At 69.3% G+C, this 13,131-nt stretch carries 13 protein-coding genes; 4 read left to right on the forward strand and 9 right to left on the reverse strand.

Annotated elements, in window-relative coordinates; genetic code table 11:
• The first annotated feature begins 22 nt into the window (after positions 1-22).
• The gene (locus AB5J50_RS34410; RefSeq protein ID WP_369262282.1) at positions 23-1,048 is read left to right on the forward strand and encodes an ATP-dependent 6-phosphofructokinase; all 1,026 of its coding nucleotides are present in this window, start codon (positions 23-25) and stop codon (positions 1,046-1,048) included.
• Positions 1,049-1,101: 53 nt separating this feature from the next.
• Here the strand turns inward: AB5J50_RS34410 and AB5J50_RS34415 are convergent, their stop codons facing one another.
• The gene (locus tag AB5J50_RS34415; RefSeq protein ID WP_369262283.1) at positions 1,102-1,815 is read right to left on the reverse strand and encodes an XRE family transcriptional regulator; all 714 of its coding nucleotides are present in this window, start codon (positions 1,813-1,815) and stop codon (positions 1,102-1,104) included.
• Positions 1,816-2,141: 326 nt separating this feature from the next.
• On the opposite strand from AB5J50_RS34415, the gene AB5J50_RS34420 reads away from it, so the two are divergent.
• Positions 2,142-3,773, forward strand: coding sequence for an IS200/IS605 family accessory protein TnpB-related protein (locus tag AB5J50_RS34420; protein WP_369262285.1), 1,632 nt, complete (start codon positions 2,142-2,144; stop codon positions 3,771-3,773).
• A gap of 177 nt (positions 3,774-3,950) precedes the next feature.
• Here AB5J50_RS34420 and AB5J50_RS34425 read toward each other — a convergent pair whose 3' ends face one another.
• The 4 genes from AB5J50_RS34425 to AB5J50_RS34440 are packed head-to-tail and all read right to left on the reverse strand — an operon-like array spanning position 3,951 to position 7,598.
• Positions 3,951-4,406, reverse strand: coding sequence for a MarR family winged helix-turn-helix transcriptional regulator (locus tag AB5J50_RS34425; protein WP_369262287.1), 456 nt, complete (start codon positions 4,404-4,406; stop codon positions 3,951-3,953).
• 24 nt (positions 4,407-4,430) lie between these two features.
• Positions 4,431-5,285: a carbohydrate ABC transporter permease gene (locus AB5J50_RS34430; protein ID WP_369262289.1), complete on the reverse strand. Its 855-nt coding sequence runs from the start codon at positions 5,283-5,285 to the stop codon at positions 4,431-4,433.
• A gap of 1 nt (position 5,286) precedes the next feature.
• Positions 5,287-6,180 carry a carbohydrate ABC transporter permease gene (locus AB5J50_RS34435; protein WP_369265591.1) on the reverse strand — a complete coding sequence of 298 codons (894 nt, stop codon included), beginning with the start codon at positions 6,178-6,180 and terminating at the stop codon, positions 5,287-5,289.
• A 47-nt stretch (positions 6,181-6,227) separates the two neighbouring features.
• A complete protein-coding gene (locus tag AB5J50_RS34440; RefSeq protein ID WP_369262291.1) occupies positions 6,228-7,598 on the reverse strand; it encodes an extracellular solute-binding protein in 1,371 nt (456 codons plus the stop codon).
• Positions 7,599-7,926: 328 nt separating this feature from the next.
• Between AB5J50_RS34440 and AB5J50_RS34445 the strand changes: the two genes are divergently transcribed.
• Complete coding sequence (locus AB5J50_RS34445; RefSeq protein WP_369262293.1) at positions 7,927-8,256, forward strand: hypothetical protein; 330 nt, start codon at positions 7,927-7,929, stop codon at positions 8,254-8,256.
• 33 nt (positions 8,257-8,289) lie between these two features.
• Here AB5J50_RS34445 and AB5J50_RS34450 read toward each other — a convergent pair whose 3' ends face one another.
• Both AB5J50_RS34450 and AB5J50_RS34455 read right to left on the reverse strand, forming a co-directional pair.
• A complete protein-coding gene (locus tag AB5J50_RS34450; protein ID WP_369262295.1) occupies positions 8,290-8,484 on the reverse strand; it encodes a hypothetical protein in 195 nt (64 codons plus the stop codon).
• Between the two features lie 8 nt (positions 8,485-8,492).
• Positions 8,493-9,344 (reverse strand): helix-turn-helix domain-containing protein, encoded by an 852-nt coding sequence (locus AB5J50_RS34455; protein ID WP_369262297.1) that lies wholly within the window; start codon positions 9,342-9,344, stop codon positions 8,493-8,495.
• A gap of 274 nt (positions 9,345-9,618) precedes the next feature.
• On the opposite strand from AB5J50_RS34455, the gene AB5J50_RS34460 reads away from it, so the two are divergent.
• Positions 9,619-10,119, forward strand: a complete 501-nt coding sequence (locus AB5J50_RS34460) for an ATP-binding protein (protein ID WP_369262299.1) — start codon at positions 9,619-9,621, stop codon at positions 10,117-10,119.
• A gap of 9 nt (positions 10,120-10,128) precedes the next feature.
• Here the strand turns inward: AB5J50_RS34460 and AB5J50_RS34465 are convergent, their stop codons facing one another.
• The gene (locus AB5J50_RS34465; RefSeq protein ID WP_369265592.1) at positions 10,129-12,039 is read right to left on the reverse strand and encodes a tetratricopeptide repeat protein; all 1,911 of its coding nucleotides are present in this window, start codon (positions 12,037-12,039) and stop codon (positions 10,129-10,131) included.
• Between the two features lie 163 nt (positions 12,040-12,202).
• Positions 12,203-13,111 carry a 5'-methylthioadenosine/S-adenosylhomocysteine nucleosidase gene (locus AB5J50_RS34470; RefSeq protein WP_369262301.1) on the reverse strand — a complete coding sequence of 303 codons (909 nt, stop codon included), beginning with the start codon at positions 13,109-13,111 and terminating at the stop codon, positions 12,203-12,205.
• Positions 13,112-13,131 lie beyond the last annotated feature (20 nt).

The following is a 13,131-nucleotide window of genomic DNA, read 5'->3' on the forward strand; positions in this document are numbered from 1 at the left end:
AGCGAGCAGGAGACACAGCACGATGCGCATCGGAGTTCTCACCGCAGGCGGCGACTGCCCAGGCCTGAACGCAGTGATCCGATCGGTCGTGCACCGAGCGGTCACCAACTTCGGGGACGAGGTCGTCGGCTTCGAGGACGGCTACGCCGGCCTGCTCGAAGGCCACTACCGCACCCTCGACCTGGACGCGGTCAGCGGCATCCTCGCCCGCGGCGGCACCATTCTCGGCTCCTCCCGCCTCCAGCGCGACCGGCTCCGCGAGGCCTGCGACAACGCGCAGGACATGGCCCGCGAATTCGGCATCGACGTGCTCATCCCGATCGGCGGCGAGGGCACGCTGACCGCAGCGCGCATGCTGTCGGACGCGGGCCTGCCGGTCGTCGGCGTCCCCAAGACGATCGACAACGACATCTCCTCGACGGACCGCACCTTCGGCTTCGACACCGCGGTGGGCGTGGCCACGGAGGCCATGGACCGCCTCAAGACGACGGCCGAATCCCACCAGCGCGTGATGGTCGTCGAGGTCATGGGCCGGCACGCCGGCTGGATCGCCCTGGAGTCAGGCATGGCCGCCGGCGCCCACGGCATCTGCCTGCCCGAGCGAGCCTTCGACCCGGCCGACCTGGTCAAGATGGTCGAGGAGCGCTTCGCCCGCGGCAAGAAGTTCGCGGTCATCTGCGTCGCCGAGGGCGCCCACCCCGCCCAGGGCACCATGGACTACGGCCACGGCGAGATCGACCAGTTCGGCCACGAGCGCTTCCAGGGCATCGGCGCCGCCCTCGCGTACGAGCTGGAGCGCCGCCTCGGCAAGGAGGCCAAGCCGGTCATCCTCGGCCACATCCAGCGCGGCGGCACGCCGACGGCGTACGACCGCGTACTCGCCACCCGCTTCGGCTGGCACGCCGTCGAGGCCGCGCACCGCGGTGAGTTCGGCAAGATGACGGCGCTGCGGGGCACGGACGTCATGATGGTGCCGCTGCACGAGGCGGTCACTGAGCTGAAGACGGTGCCGAAGGATCGGATGGACGAGGCGGAGTCGGTGTTCTAGCAGGCGACTACTAGTGCGTATCTGGTGCGTACTCGTACGTTTTCCAGTGCGTACTAGTACGTGCTTCTTTGGACCATTGACCAAAAGTGATCGACGATCCGGTCGAGGAAGTCCCGGCCGGACTCGCTGGAGTCGGCGGCGGCCGAGCCGCCGCCCCAGCTCAGGGTGGCGGCCATCTGTCCCTGGTAGTGCGTGTGCATCTCCCCCAGGACGTCCTCCAGGAGGTGCCGGTCCAGGGGCACCATCTTGACGACCGGCCGCACATACGCCTGCCAGCGCGTCGTCATCGCGCTGCGCAGCAGCTCCGCGAGCTTGTCGTCGCGCCCCGTCACCGTGATGAAGTCGGGCAGCGAGAGGTCGAGGACGTCGGCGAGCGCGGCCGACTGCCGTTCGTTGCCACGCCACTCATCGGACTCCTCCATCCGCTGGTACGCGAGGAGTTCGAGGCCTACGGTGCGTGCGACGTCCTCCGGGGCGAGGCCGCGGGCGACGCGGTGCTCGCGCAGGGTGCGGGGGGCGCCGATGAGTTCGCCAGGGGAGCACCACAGGACGCCGGCGAGGGCTGTGAGTTCCGGGCCGCTCGGGGCGGTGATGCCGCGTTCCCAGGCGGCGACGAGGTCGGGTGTGACGTACGGCAGCCCGTACGAGGCTCTCATTCCGTATGCGACGTGCTCGGGCCCCATTCCGAGCGCCGCGCGAAGTCTGCGGGCGGCGGGGGCGTTGAAGGGCGGGGTGGGCTGATGGGCTTGCGGTCGCTGCACGCGCACAAAGTATGGGTCCGGGGCAGCGGTGACTACGGTCTGTTCGGCCACAATTACAGATTGTAGGAACATACGGTTCCGGCCGCGGGTCGGTTCTTTGGCTGCGGGTGGGTGGGGGCTGGTCTAAAAGCGGGGTTGGGAACTGCTGGGGGTTGACTGAGTGCGAGTGTGTTTTGGTGTGTGCGAGTGAGTGCTGGGGTTCCCGGCCGGTGACTGGGTGCTGTCGTCCCGGGAGGGGAATCGGAGTTCGTCTGCCGAATGTGTGACCTTTCCGGGTGGGGCTCGTTGGGTGTGATGAGCGGGTTTTCGAGGGGCTGTGCGGGGGGTGTGGGGTGGGTGGGTTGCGGGAGCTTGCGGGGTCGTTTGTCGTGCCCGGTCCCTCGGGGGTGGCGGTCCGGACCCGTCTCAAGCAGCTCACGTCCGCGGATGAGAAGGTTCTCGCGCTGGTCGGCGGGCACCTCGGGTCGCTCGCCTCACGGGATCTGAAGGTGCGGTGCGCGGATGGGCTGGGGCATTCCGCGGAGACGTGGGCGGCCCGTAAGCGGGGTTTGACGCCTGTGTCGTCGTCCCGGTGGGCCGGTTCGCTCACCAAGGCCACGCACGACCAGTGGGCGCTCGCGCGGCGTGGCCAGCTCGCCCACATCCAGTCTCTTGAGGCGGGGATCCGTGCGATCGTGCACCGGCTGTCGCTGCCGGTCGGCCAGAAGGGCTCGAAGCAGGCGCCCGGCGGCTACCGCAGCAAGCGGGAGTGGCACGCCAAGACCCGCCGCCTGCACGTCCTGGAGGACCGGCTGGAGCGGGCGCGGGCCGACCGGGAGGCCGGGACCGTGCACGTCGTACGCGGCGGCAAGTGCCTGGCCCGCACCCGGCATCAGCTGCCCGCCGCGCAGCTCACCGAGGACGGGTGGCGCCGACGGTGGGAAGCCGAGCGCTGGTTCCTGCAGGCCGACGGCGAGTCCGGCAAGCGGTACGGCAACGAGACCATCCGCATCAGCCCGGACGGCGAGGTCAGCATCAAGCTCCCGGCGCCGCTCGCCGATCTGGCCAACGCCCCGCACGGCCGGTACGTCCTCGCCACGCAGGTGCGCTTCTTGCACCGCGGGCAGGAGTGGGCGGACCGGGTGGCGGCGAACCGGGCGGTCGCCTACCGCATCCACTACGACACCGGCCGCGACCGCTGGTACCTGACCGCCTCCTGGCAGATCCCGGTTGCGAAGACCATCCCGATGGCCGCCGCCCTCGCGCACGGTGTGGTCGGCGTCGACATGAACGCCGACCACCTCGCCGCCTGGCGCCTGGATGTCCACGGCAACCCGACCGGCCACCCGCACCGGTTCTTCTACGACCTCACGGGCACCGCGCCCCACCGTGACGCCCAGGTCCGCCACGCCCTGACCCGGCTGCTGCACTGGGCCAGATCCTGCGGGGTGAAGGCCATCGCGGTGGAGGATCTGGACTTCGGCGCGGAGAAGACCCGCGAGAAACACGGCCGGAGGAAGGGGTTCCGGCAGTTGATCTCCGGCATGCCCACCGGCAGGCTCCGCGCCCGGCTGACCTCGATGGCCGACCAGACCGGCATCGCGATCATCGCGGTGGACCCGGCCTACACCTCCCGATGGGGCGCCCAGCACTGGCAGAAACCCCTCACCAGCAACACCAGGAAGACCACTCGCCACGACGCTGCCGCCGTGGCGATCGGAAGGCGCGCCCAGGGACATCCGATCCGGCGACGGATGGCACCGCCCCCACACGACCGGAGTGATCGTGCAGGGCATCGGACCGTCCAGGCCCGACCGGGCGTCCTTGGGCGTGAGGGAACCCGCCCCCGCATTCCCGGACCACGGACACGATCCGTGCGCGCCGGATGCGGAGCGAACGCGGGCAACCAGAACGCCCAACACCGCTCGGGGCGTTCGGCTGAGCATGAGTTCTGGCAACAGGACTCACTCCCGCTCAGTCTCTAGGAACGGTCTGTGGCTCATGCGGGTAAAAGCGTTAAGCGGCATGGTCACACCAAGGCGTGGATCATGAGTTCCTTCTCAGGCGGGTGAGAAGTGAATGAGTGGTGAGTGGTGAGCGGCAGGGCGTTGAGTGGCGTCGAGCGGGGTCGAGTGGCGTCGCGGTCAGAGCCGGTCGTAGCGTCAAGTTCTCGGCCACGGGCGGCCGTCCAGGCGCTCCACATCCATGTTGAACCGCTTGAGATACGCGGCCAACACGGAGACCTCCTCCGGCTCCCAGCCCGCCATCACCTTCTCCAGGCCGCCGACGTTCTCGGCCCGCGCCGCCGCAAGGCTGCGCTCGCCCTCACTCGTGACGCGGAACCTGCGGGCGATGCCGCCGTCGGGGTCCGGGATGCGTTCGACCAGGCCGGTACGGAGCATGGCCGTGGTCTGGCGGTTGAGCGTGGACGTGTCCAGGCCGAAGGCCTCGCTGAGCCCGCCGATGGACATCGGGCCTTCCACGCTCAGCCGGCTGAGCAGGGTGTACGCGCTGCGGTCCAGGAGACCGCCGCCGCGCCGGGGCCGCGGGGTGGTCAGGCTGAGATGCCGCCCGAGCACCATCGTCTCGAACTCGATCAGGTGCGTGGGCTTGTCCATACAGGTCCCCCTTTTTCGCAGTAGTCACCCCTTGACCGCGCCGCCCAGCGCGAACCCGCCCCCCAACCGCCGGGCGATCAGCACGTACAGCAGCAGTACCGGCGTCGAGTAGATCACCGAGAACGCTGCCAGTTGCCCGTACACCACCATCCCCCGATTCCCGAAGAACTCATTGATGCTCACGGACGCCGGCATCTGGTCCGGTGTCAGCAGCAGCATGAACGGGACGAAGAAGTTCCCCCACATCATCACGAAGGAGAAGACCGTCACCACGGCCACGCCCGGTCCCATCAGCGGCAGCACGATCCGTACCAGTGACTGGAAGGACGACGCCCCGTCCGTCCAGGCCGCCTCCTCCAGTTCCTTCGGCACACCGTCCATGAAGTTTTTCATCAGCCAGATGGCGAAGGGAAGTTGAGAGGCCGCGAAGAAGAAGATCGTGCCCTGCATGGTGTCGATCAGGTTGACCCGCACGAACAGCGCGTACACCGGCACCATGATCGCCGTGATCGGCAGGCTCGTCGCGAAGAGGATCGTCAGGAGGAAAGGGCGGTTCAGGCGCGAGCGGAATCGGGACAGGGGATACGCCGCCAGTGCCGCGCACACCACCGTCAGCAGCGTTCCGCCCCCGCACAGGATCAGGCTGTTGAGCATCGGGGTGAAGGTGATGTCCGGCTTCAGTACGGCGTCGAAGTTGGCGAGGGTGACACCGTCCGGCACCTTCACCGTCAGGCCGGCGTGCGCGTCCAGGGCCGACAGAACCACCCAGGCGAGCGGCAGCGCGAACGCGGCCGCCAGGACCAGGAGTCCGGCATCCGCCGCCAGACGTCGCCCCGTACGGCGGGTCCTGAACGGCGTACCCCGAGTCGACAGGGCCATCTCACACCTCCGTTCGCAGCAGTCGCATATAGACCACCGAGAACAGCGAGCCGACCACCAGGAGGAGCAGTGCCACCGCCGTTCCGTAGCCGATCATGCTTTTCTGGAAGGCCTGTTCGTACATGAACAGGGGGAGGGTCTGGCTGCGATTTCCCGGGCCGCCGCGCGTCATCACCCAGATCAGGCCGAAGACGGACAGCGTCTGCAGCGTGTTGAGCATCAGATTCGTGCCGATGGAACGCCTGATCATCGGCAGCGTGATGTGCCACAGGCGCCGCCAGCCGCCCGCGCCGTCGACCTCCGCCGCCTCCGTGATCTCCTTCGGGATCTCGTTCAGGGCCGCCGAGTAGACCAGCATCGAGAACGCCGTACCCCGCCAGACGTTCGCGAACGACACCGCCAGGATCGGCAGCGTGAACATCCAGTTCTGGGAAGGGAGATGGAGCCAGTCCAGGATGGCGTTCAGTGTCCCCTCGCGGCGGAAGAAGGCGTACAGCAGAAAGCCCGCGACCACCTCCGGCAGGACCCACGCCGTGATCACGATCCCGCCGACCAGCGTGCGGACCGGCTTCGACGCGCGCTGCATCAGCGAGGCCAGCGCCAGGCCCAGCGTGTTCTGGCCGACCAGCGAGGACAGCACCGTGAAGACGAGGGTCAGCCAGACGGCGTTGCGGAACGCGTCGTCCCTGAACGCCGCGCGGAAGTTGTCGAGGCCGACGAAGGACGAGTGGGCCTGGCCCGTCAACTGGAGGTCGGTGAAGGCGATGTACGCGCAGTAGGCGATCGGGCCCGCGAGGAAGAGGAGCAGCAGGACGACGGCCGGGGCGAGGGGAAGCGCGCGGGTGAGGGAGCGCAGGAGGCCTCCCCGGCGGGGCGGGGCGATCTTCGTGCCCACCGGGCGGACCGGGGGAACCGGGGAGGACGCCGTCCGTGTGCCGACGCTCACTTCTTGATCACTTGGTTGTCGGTGGCCGTCTTCAGCTCCTCGTCGTAGCCGCTCGCCGCCTTGCCGACCGAGCTGTCGCCCGTCGTCACGCCCTCCATGGCCTCCTGGATGGCGGTCGAGACCTTCGGATACGCCGGGTACGCGGGCCGGTAGTGCGTGCTCGCGACCAGATCCGTGAAGAACTTGATGCCGGGCTGCGCCTTCACGTACGCGGGGTCGGCGGCGACGTCCTCGCGGACCGCGATGCCCGAGTTGGCGACGTACCACTTCTGGGCGTTGGCCTTGGTCTGCATCGTCTCGATGAACTTGAAAGCCAGGTCGGGGTTGTGGGCCTTGGCCGGGATCGACCAGGTCCAGCCGCCGGACATGCTCACCTTGCCGGGGGCCTGGCCGTGCTGGGTGGGCATATAGGCGAGGCCCAGCTTCTGCGACCACTCGGGCCATTCGTGCCCCGCGCCCTTCAGCCAGTCCTGCGGGAGCCAGCTGCCGTCGAGGTCGATGCCGAGCTTGCCCTTGGGCAGCAGCTCACCGCGGATCCTCGTCTGGATGTTGGGGTCGAGGGCGTCGGCGACGTCGAGGCCGAGCTTCTCCTTGTAGACGGTCTCCACGAAGGTGAGGGCGTCCTTGAAGCCCTGGCTCCCGGCGATCCACTTCTTGGTGGCGGTGTCGTACAGGGGGTCCGCGGTCCCGTCGCCCGTCCCGTACAGCAGCATCTCGAAGCCCTGCATGGTGGCGGCCTCGCCGGCGGGCTTGCCCGTGTAGACGTTCAGCGGTGTGACGCCGGGCACCTTCTCCTTGATGGTGCGGGCGGCGGCGAGGACGTCGTCCCACGTCTTCGGCTGCCAGTCACCGGGCAGGCCCGCCTTCTTGAAGATGTCCTTGTCGAACCAGAGCCCCCGGGTGTCCGTCCCGTCCGGGACGCCGTACGTCTTCCCGTCCTGGGCCTTGGCCGCCGCCTTGGCGGTGTCGATGAACCGGCCCCAGTCCTGCCACTTGTCGAGATACGGGTCGAGGGGCTTCAAATACCCGCTGGTGATGTCCGAGTTGATGAGGAACGTGTCCTCGTAGACCAGGTCGGGGGCCGTCTTGGGCGACCTCAGCATCTGCTGGAGTTTGACGTAGTACTCGGAGTCCGGGGCCTTGATCGGCACCAGCTCGACCTTCTTGCCGGGGTTCGCCTTCTCGAACTGTTTCTTGATGTCGGCCAGGTAGGTGTCCATGACCTTGATCGAGTTGTCCGTCGACTGCTTGAACGAGATCTTCACGGTGTCCGGATCACTTCCGGAACCCGAGCCGCACGCGGTGAGCGCGGTGGCGGTGAGCAGCGTTGCGAGGAGAAGTGGGGCGGCGGTGGGGCGCACGGGCACGACCTCCTACTGGCCTACGTCGTTGTGGCCGAGTCGAGTTGTCTGCCCGGTGAACGTAAGAGGAGTGGTCTAGTCAGGTCAATGACCTTGCAACGACCGGGAGTTGGCCGGGACTTGGTCGGTCTGGGGCGAAGGCGGCACGCGCAACCATCGACCACTGCCGCGAGTCCACCTCATACGGGTCGAGTAGTACGTCATCACGGTCGAGTGCATCATCACGGCAGGGGGCGGCGACATGACGTCGGACGACAAGGCACGTGGATTTGCTGAGCGTGTGCGCCGGTTCTTCTGGCTTCCGCGGGGGGCTTCGCGAGGCGCCGCGCCGATCATGCCGCTGGCACGGGTCTGGGTTGCCTGTGTCGCCGTCGCGGCGGGGGCCGCCGCCGTCGGCTGGGGGGACATGGTGGTGGTGCTGATCTTTGTGGGCACGGTGTCCGCATTGACCGACGACGTGACCGACGGGGTGCGGTACCGGTGGCCGGCCTTCAGCGTGGGGCTGCTGGCCGGGTGGGGTGCCGACAGGCTCGTACGGGCCGGGACCCCCGCTCCGGCTGATCCGGACTGGGCCGACTATCCGGGTCTCGCCGTCGGGAGTCTGGTGGCGTTCGTGATCTTTGCGGTGATCACTCGCCTGCCGGTTGCTCGCCGCTGGGGTTAGCCGCTCGCGTGAGGCGCGTGGGTCCCTCCGGGGTTACAGGAGGTGGTCTGCCCTTCCTGCCTTGATGTCGCGGATGAGGGTGCGGAGGGCTTCGCGGGTGTCGGTGAGGTAGTGGTCTTCCTGCCCGGCGATGGCGATGTAGGCGTTGCCTTCGAGGTCGGTGCCTATGCGGAAGCAGTTGGCGCCTTCGCCGCAGAAGGCCTCTTCCCAGATGATGTTGGCCGGCACGGGTTCTCCTACAGGTTGTCGGCGAGAGTGCGGATGAATTCGCGCGAGGGTTCCGGGGCGAGAGCGACGGACTGTGCGGCATCGAGCTGGGCCCGGTACTTGAGGAGCTGCGCCTCCGTGTCGATGAACTCCGGGCCGTGTGTGCTGTCGAGCTCCACCGTGTCGAGACGGGGGACGGCGGACTCGGCGTAAACGACGGACTGTCCGGCGCCGGGGAAGCTGCCCACCTTGAACGGGATGACGCGCACGGTCACGGCTTCGCGTTCGGACATGTGCAGCAGGTGCTCCAACTGACGTCGCGCCACGGCCGGTCCGCCGAACTCCATACGGAGAGCGGCCTCGTGGACGATGACGTCGAGCTCCGGGGGCGTGGGTCGGTCGAGTACCTGCTGGCGGTCGATCCGGTGCGCCACGCGCACGTCGACGTCGGATGCGGGGAGGCGAGGGATCACGGCCTCGAAGACGGCACGTGCGTGTTCCTCGGTCTGGAGCACGCCCGGCAGATGCACGGTGACAGCGATCCGCAGCCGCCTGGCGTGCCACTCCAGCTCGGCGATATCCAGGAACTCGTCCCGGAGTTGCCCCCGGTACGCTTCCCACCAGCCCTTCTCACGCCCGGCGGCCATGGCGGCGAGAGCCTCGACCAGACCCTGGTCCGCGCAACCGTAGTTGGCGGCGAGGGTGCGTACGCGTTCGGCGCTGATACCGGAGCGTCCCGACTCCATGTTGGGCACGTTGGTACGGGGGACGCCCAGCAGTCCGGCGGCGTGCTCCGTCGTCATCCCGGCCTCGACCCGCATCCTGCGCAACTCGGCGCCGAGCCGTCGCTGACGCTCCGTCGGTGCACTTCTCGGCGGCATGCGCCCCTCCCGTCCGGCTGTGTCAGCGGTCAGTCTGCCGTTGTGGTGTGCGATCGGTCCACCCGGACTTCGGCGGAGAGTAGTACACGTACTCCTCTCTTGCTCTACAGTCGGTGACGAGCCGTTTACGGTCCGACGTAGTCGGAAGCGCATCGCGCGAGCCTGCCCGCGTCCTCCTTCCCTGGGAGGGGCGGGCTCGTGCCAGGGAGACAGGCCACCGGTCGAGCCGCCGGTTCATGTCAGCGAAAACCCGGTAATTCCTAGGGAGTTGCTCATGTCCATCGCCGTTGCCGTCTCGGCCTGCCCCCTCTCCGCCGACGTGAAGGAGACACCACCGCCGTCCCCCGACACGCTCGCCTACAGCTTCACGCTGCCTGCCGGACCGTCGAGTTCACGCGTCGCCCGCGCGGCGACCCGGGTCGTCCTCCAGACGCACGGGCTTGACGACATGACGGATGCGACGGTGCAGGTGGTGGCCGAACTGGCCGCGTGCGCCAGCCGGTTCACGCCCGACGCCGAGGTGTACGTGTCGCTGCGGTACCGGGACGGTGCGGTGCGCGTGATCCTCTACGACGGGCACGCCCGGCACGTCCATCCCCGCCTTGCTGCGGCCTGCGATGCTCGGCGGCGGGCGGCGCTGCGAGTGTTGGGGTGCGTGGTGCGGGCTTGTGAGGGGGAGTGGGGGTTCGGGGAGGCCCGGGAGCCTGGGGGTGGGACTCGGATGTGGGCGGTTCTGCCGGAGAGGGGGGCTCGGGGGTATGTGGGGGTGGGGTGAGGGCGGGTTCTATTTCGGGGGCTCAGCCTGCGCGCGGGCTTGAGCAGCTTCGTCGGGGGCGTCGGCGCGGGTGTAGGCGTCGGCGGAGCGGTGCCAATGGGCGCGGGCCTTGGCCGGGTGGTGGACGGCCTCGTGGAGGCGGGCCAGGTTTGCGAAGGTCTGGCCTGTCCTGTACCAGTCCTCAAACGCCTTGTAGGCCTCCAGCGCCTCGTCGTACGCCTTGATCGCCTCGCTCACCCGGTCTGCCTGCCGCAGGGCGAGGCCGAGGTTGTTCCACGCGTCAGCCTCGCCATGGCGGTTCTTGACGGCCTGGAACAGGTCGCGGGCACGAGTGAGGGCCTCGATCGCCTCGCTCACCCGGTCTGCCTGCCGCAGGGTGACGCCGAGGTTGTTCCACGCGTTGGCCTCGCCGTGGCGGTTCTTGGCGGCTTGGTACAGGTCGCGGGCACGAGTGAGGGCCTCGATCGCCTCGCTCACCCGGTCTGCCTGCCGCAGGGCGAGGCCGAGGTTGTTCCACGCGTTGGCCTCGCCGTGGTGGTCCTTGGCGGCTTGGTACAGGTCGCGGGCACGAGTGAGGGCCTCGATCGCCTTCCCAGACCAGCCCACCTCGTCCAGGGCGTTGCTGAGGTTGTTCCACGCCATGGCCTCGCCGAGCCCGTCCCCGGCACGGTGGGCGGCCTGCTGGGCGATGCCGAAGATGGTGATCTTGTCGTCGAAGTAGCGCCGCCAGTCCAGGTACTCCGCCAGACACGTGGACAGCCCGACCGCCGCATTAGTGTGCCGCTCCTCCCGTGCCCACTGCGCCGCCGCCACCAGCCCGGTCCGCTCTCCGTCCAGCCACGCCAGCGCCTGCCGCCGGTCCCCGAACGGCGCCGGCTCCGGCATCCCCGGCAGCCACCGCAGCCGGGCATCGGCCGCATGTGCCCACCTCCAGTAGTGCTCCAGTACCCGCTCCCGCGCCGCCTCGCCCTCCTCCCGCAACCCCGCATTCCCCGCCACCACACCCGCACCGTACGCCCGCACCAGGTCATGCAACCGCCACCGCACAGCGGAACCCGAGCCCTCGCCATCGCGCACCGGTGTGACCAGGTGCGTCGCGGCGAGGCCGTCCAGCAGGGAGAGGGTGGTCCGCTCGTCGAGGTCGGACAGGGCCGCGACGGCCTCCGTTCCGGTTTCCGCGCCGGGGGCGAGGGCAAGCAGCCGCAGCAACCGTGCCTGGTCCGGCGGCAGTCGGCGGTACGAGGTCTCCAGCACAGGCCGCAGGACCAGTGAGCGGCCGTACAGGTCCGTGCCCGGGCTGCCGTTGTCGAGGACGGTCGTGGCGTCCCCGGTCTCCGCGATCTCGCTCACCAGCGAGGCGATGTCACGGTGGCGGCGCCGGCGGAGCATCGCGGCGGCGATCTGGAGGGCGAGGGGCAAGTGGCCACACAGGCCGGTCAGTTCGCGGAGCGCGGCCGGTTCGCGGGACGGGCGGTCGTCGCGCTCGTCGGCGTCGTGCAGGGCGCGCGTCACGAGGGCGGCGGACTCGTCCGGAGTGAGGGCTTCGAGGTCGATGAGGCGTACGGGGAGGGCGTACGGGCGGTCCCGGGAGGTGATCAGTACCCGGTGGTGGTCCGTGCCGGGCAGGAGGGGGAGGAACTGGGACGCGGCCGAGGCGTTGTCCAGGATCAGTAGCATCCGGTCCCGCCGCTCGGCGAGGAGGGCGCGGTAGGAGTCGTACTGGCGTGCCGTCGTCGGCGGGAGATCCGGACCTCGCACGCCGAGTGCGTCGAGCAGGGCCAGGACCGCCTGGTCCGCTGTGACCGGGTTGTCGTCGTAGCCGCGCAGGTCCACGAAGAGCGTCCCGCCGGGGAACCAGCCCTGCGTGCGCGCCTGGTGGCCCGCCTCGACCGCGAGTGCCGTCTTGCCGATGCCGCCCATGCCGGTGACGGCGAAGATGAGGAGGGGGAGCGCGGTCTCCTCGACCCCGGCGGGTGCGAGATGGGGGAGCAGGCGGCCCAACTCTGCGGAACGGCCGGTGAATCCGAGGGGCCGGGGCGGGAGCGTGCTGGTCGCGACCGGCACCGGGCCGTGGACGGTGCCCTTACCCTCGCGGGTGGTCGTCGTCCCGTCGTCGCTCGACCGACTTTCCGGTGACGGGACCGTGGAAGGTGCCGCCGCGAAGGTCGATGTGGTCGCCGCCGTAGGTGGCCCCGCCGTCACCGCCTCGTTGGGGACCCTCCTGGGGGTCACGGGGCTCGGGGACGCCGGCGGAGTCGCGGCGCGGCAGGTGCTTGCGGAGCACGGCGACGGCCACCGCCGCGGCCTGCTTGGCGGCCAGTTCCTGGGAGCCGGAGGCGTCGGCCTTGTGCTTCTCGGGGTTGGCGCGGTCGCTGATGCCCCGGATCACGAGGGTGTCCAACTGGCCCTTCAGGTAGGCGGCATGAGCCGCGCCGGAGCCCTCCATCTCGATGGCGCAGGCGTCGTTGTAGTGATGCCGGATGTGCGCGGCGAGCGCCGACTTGTCGTCGGCAAGGACGACGTCACCCACCGCGATCGGCTTGCGGTGCGCCCGTACGTCCGGCATGTCCCGCAGCGCCGAACGGGCCGCCTGTACCAGCCGGTGCGAGCCGTGCCAGACCTCGGGCCGCGCCTGGAAGCCCGCAGGGGTCTGTTTGCCGCCGTGGATGGCGTACACCTTCGTACCGACCACGACGTCACCGATCTCGATGTCGTCCTTGAGCCCGCCGGCCACCCCGACGAAGAGCAGCGCCTCCGGGGCGAGCCAGTCCACGATCCGCGTGGTGAGCGCGGCGGTGTTCAGGGCACCCTCGCCCAGCTCGGCGATCGCGACACTCCAGGACGTGCCGTCGAGTCTGCCCCGCTCCGCCCGGGTCCCGTCGGGGTGGACGAGCTCCTCGGTATCCGTCAGGTGGGCGCGTACGGCGTCGTACTCCACCGGGAGCGCCGTGAGGATGACGGCGATGGCTGCGGTGGGCTGTGGCACGGTCACGTGTTTAAGGTACTGCCAAG

The sequence above is a fragment of the Streptomyces sp. R35 genome (assembly GCF_041053035.1).
Classification (GTDB): domain Bacteria; phylum Actinomycetota; class Actinomycetes; order Streptomycetales; family Streptomycetaceae; genus Streptomyces; species Streptomyces lutosisoli.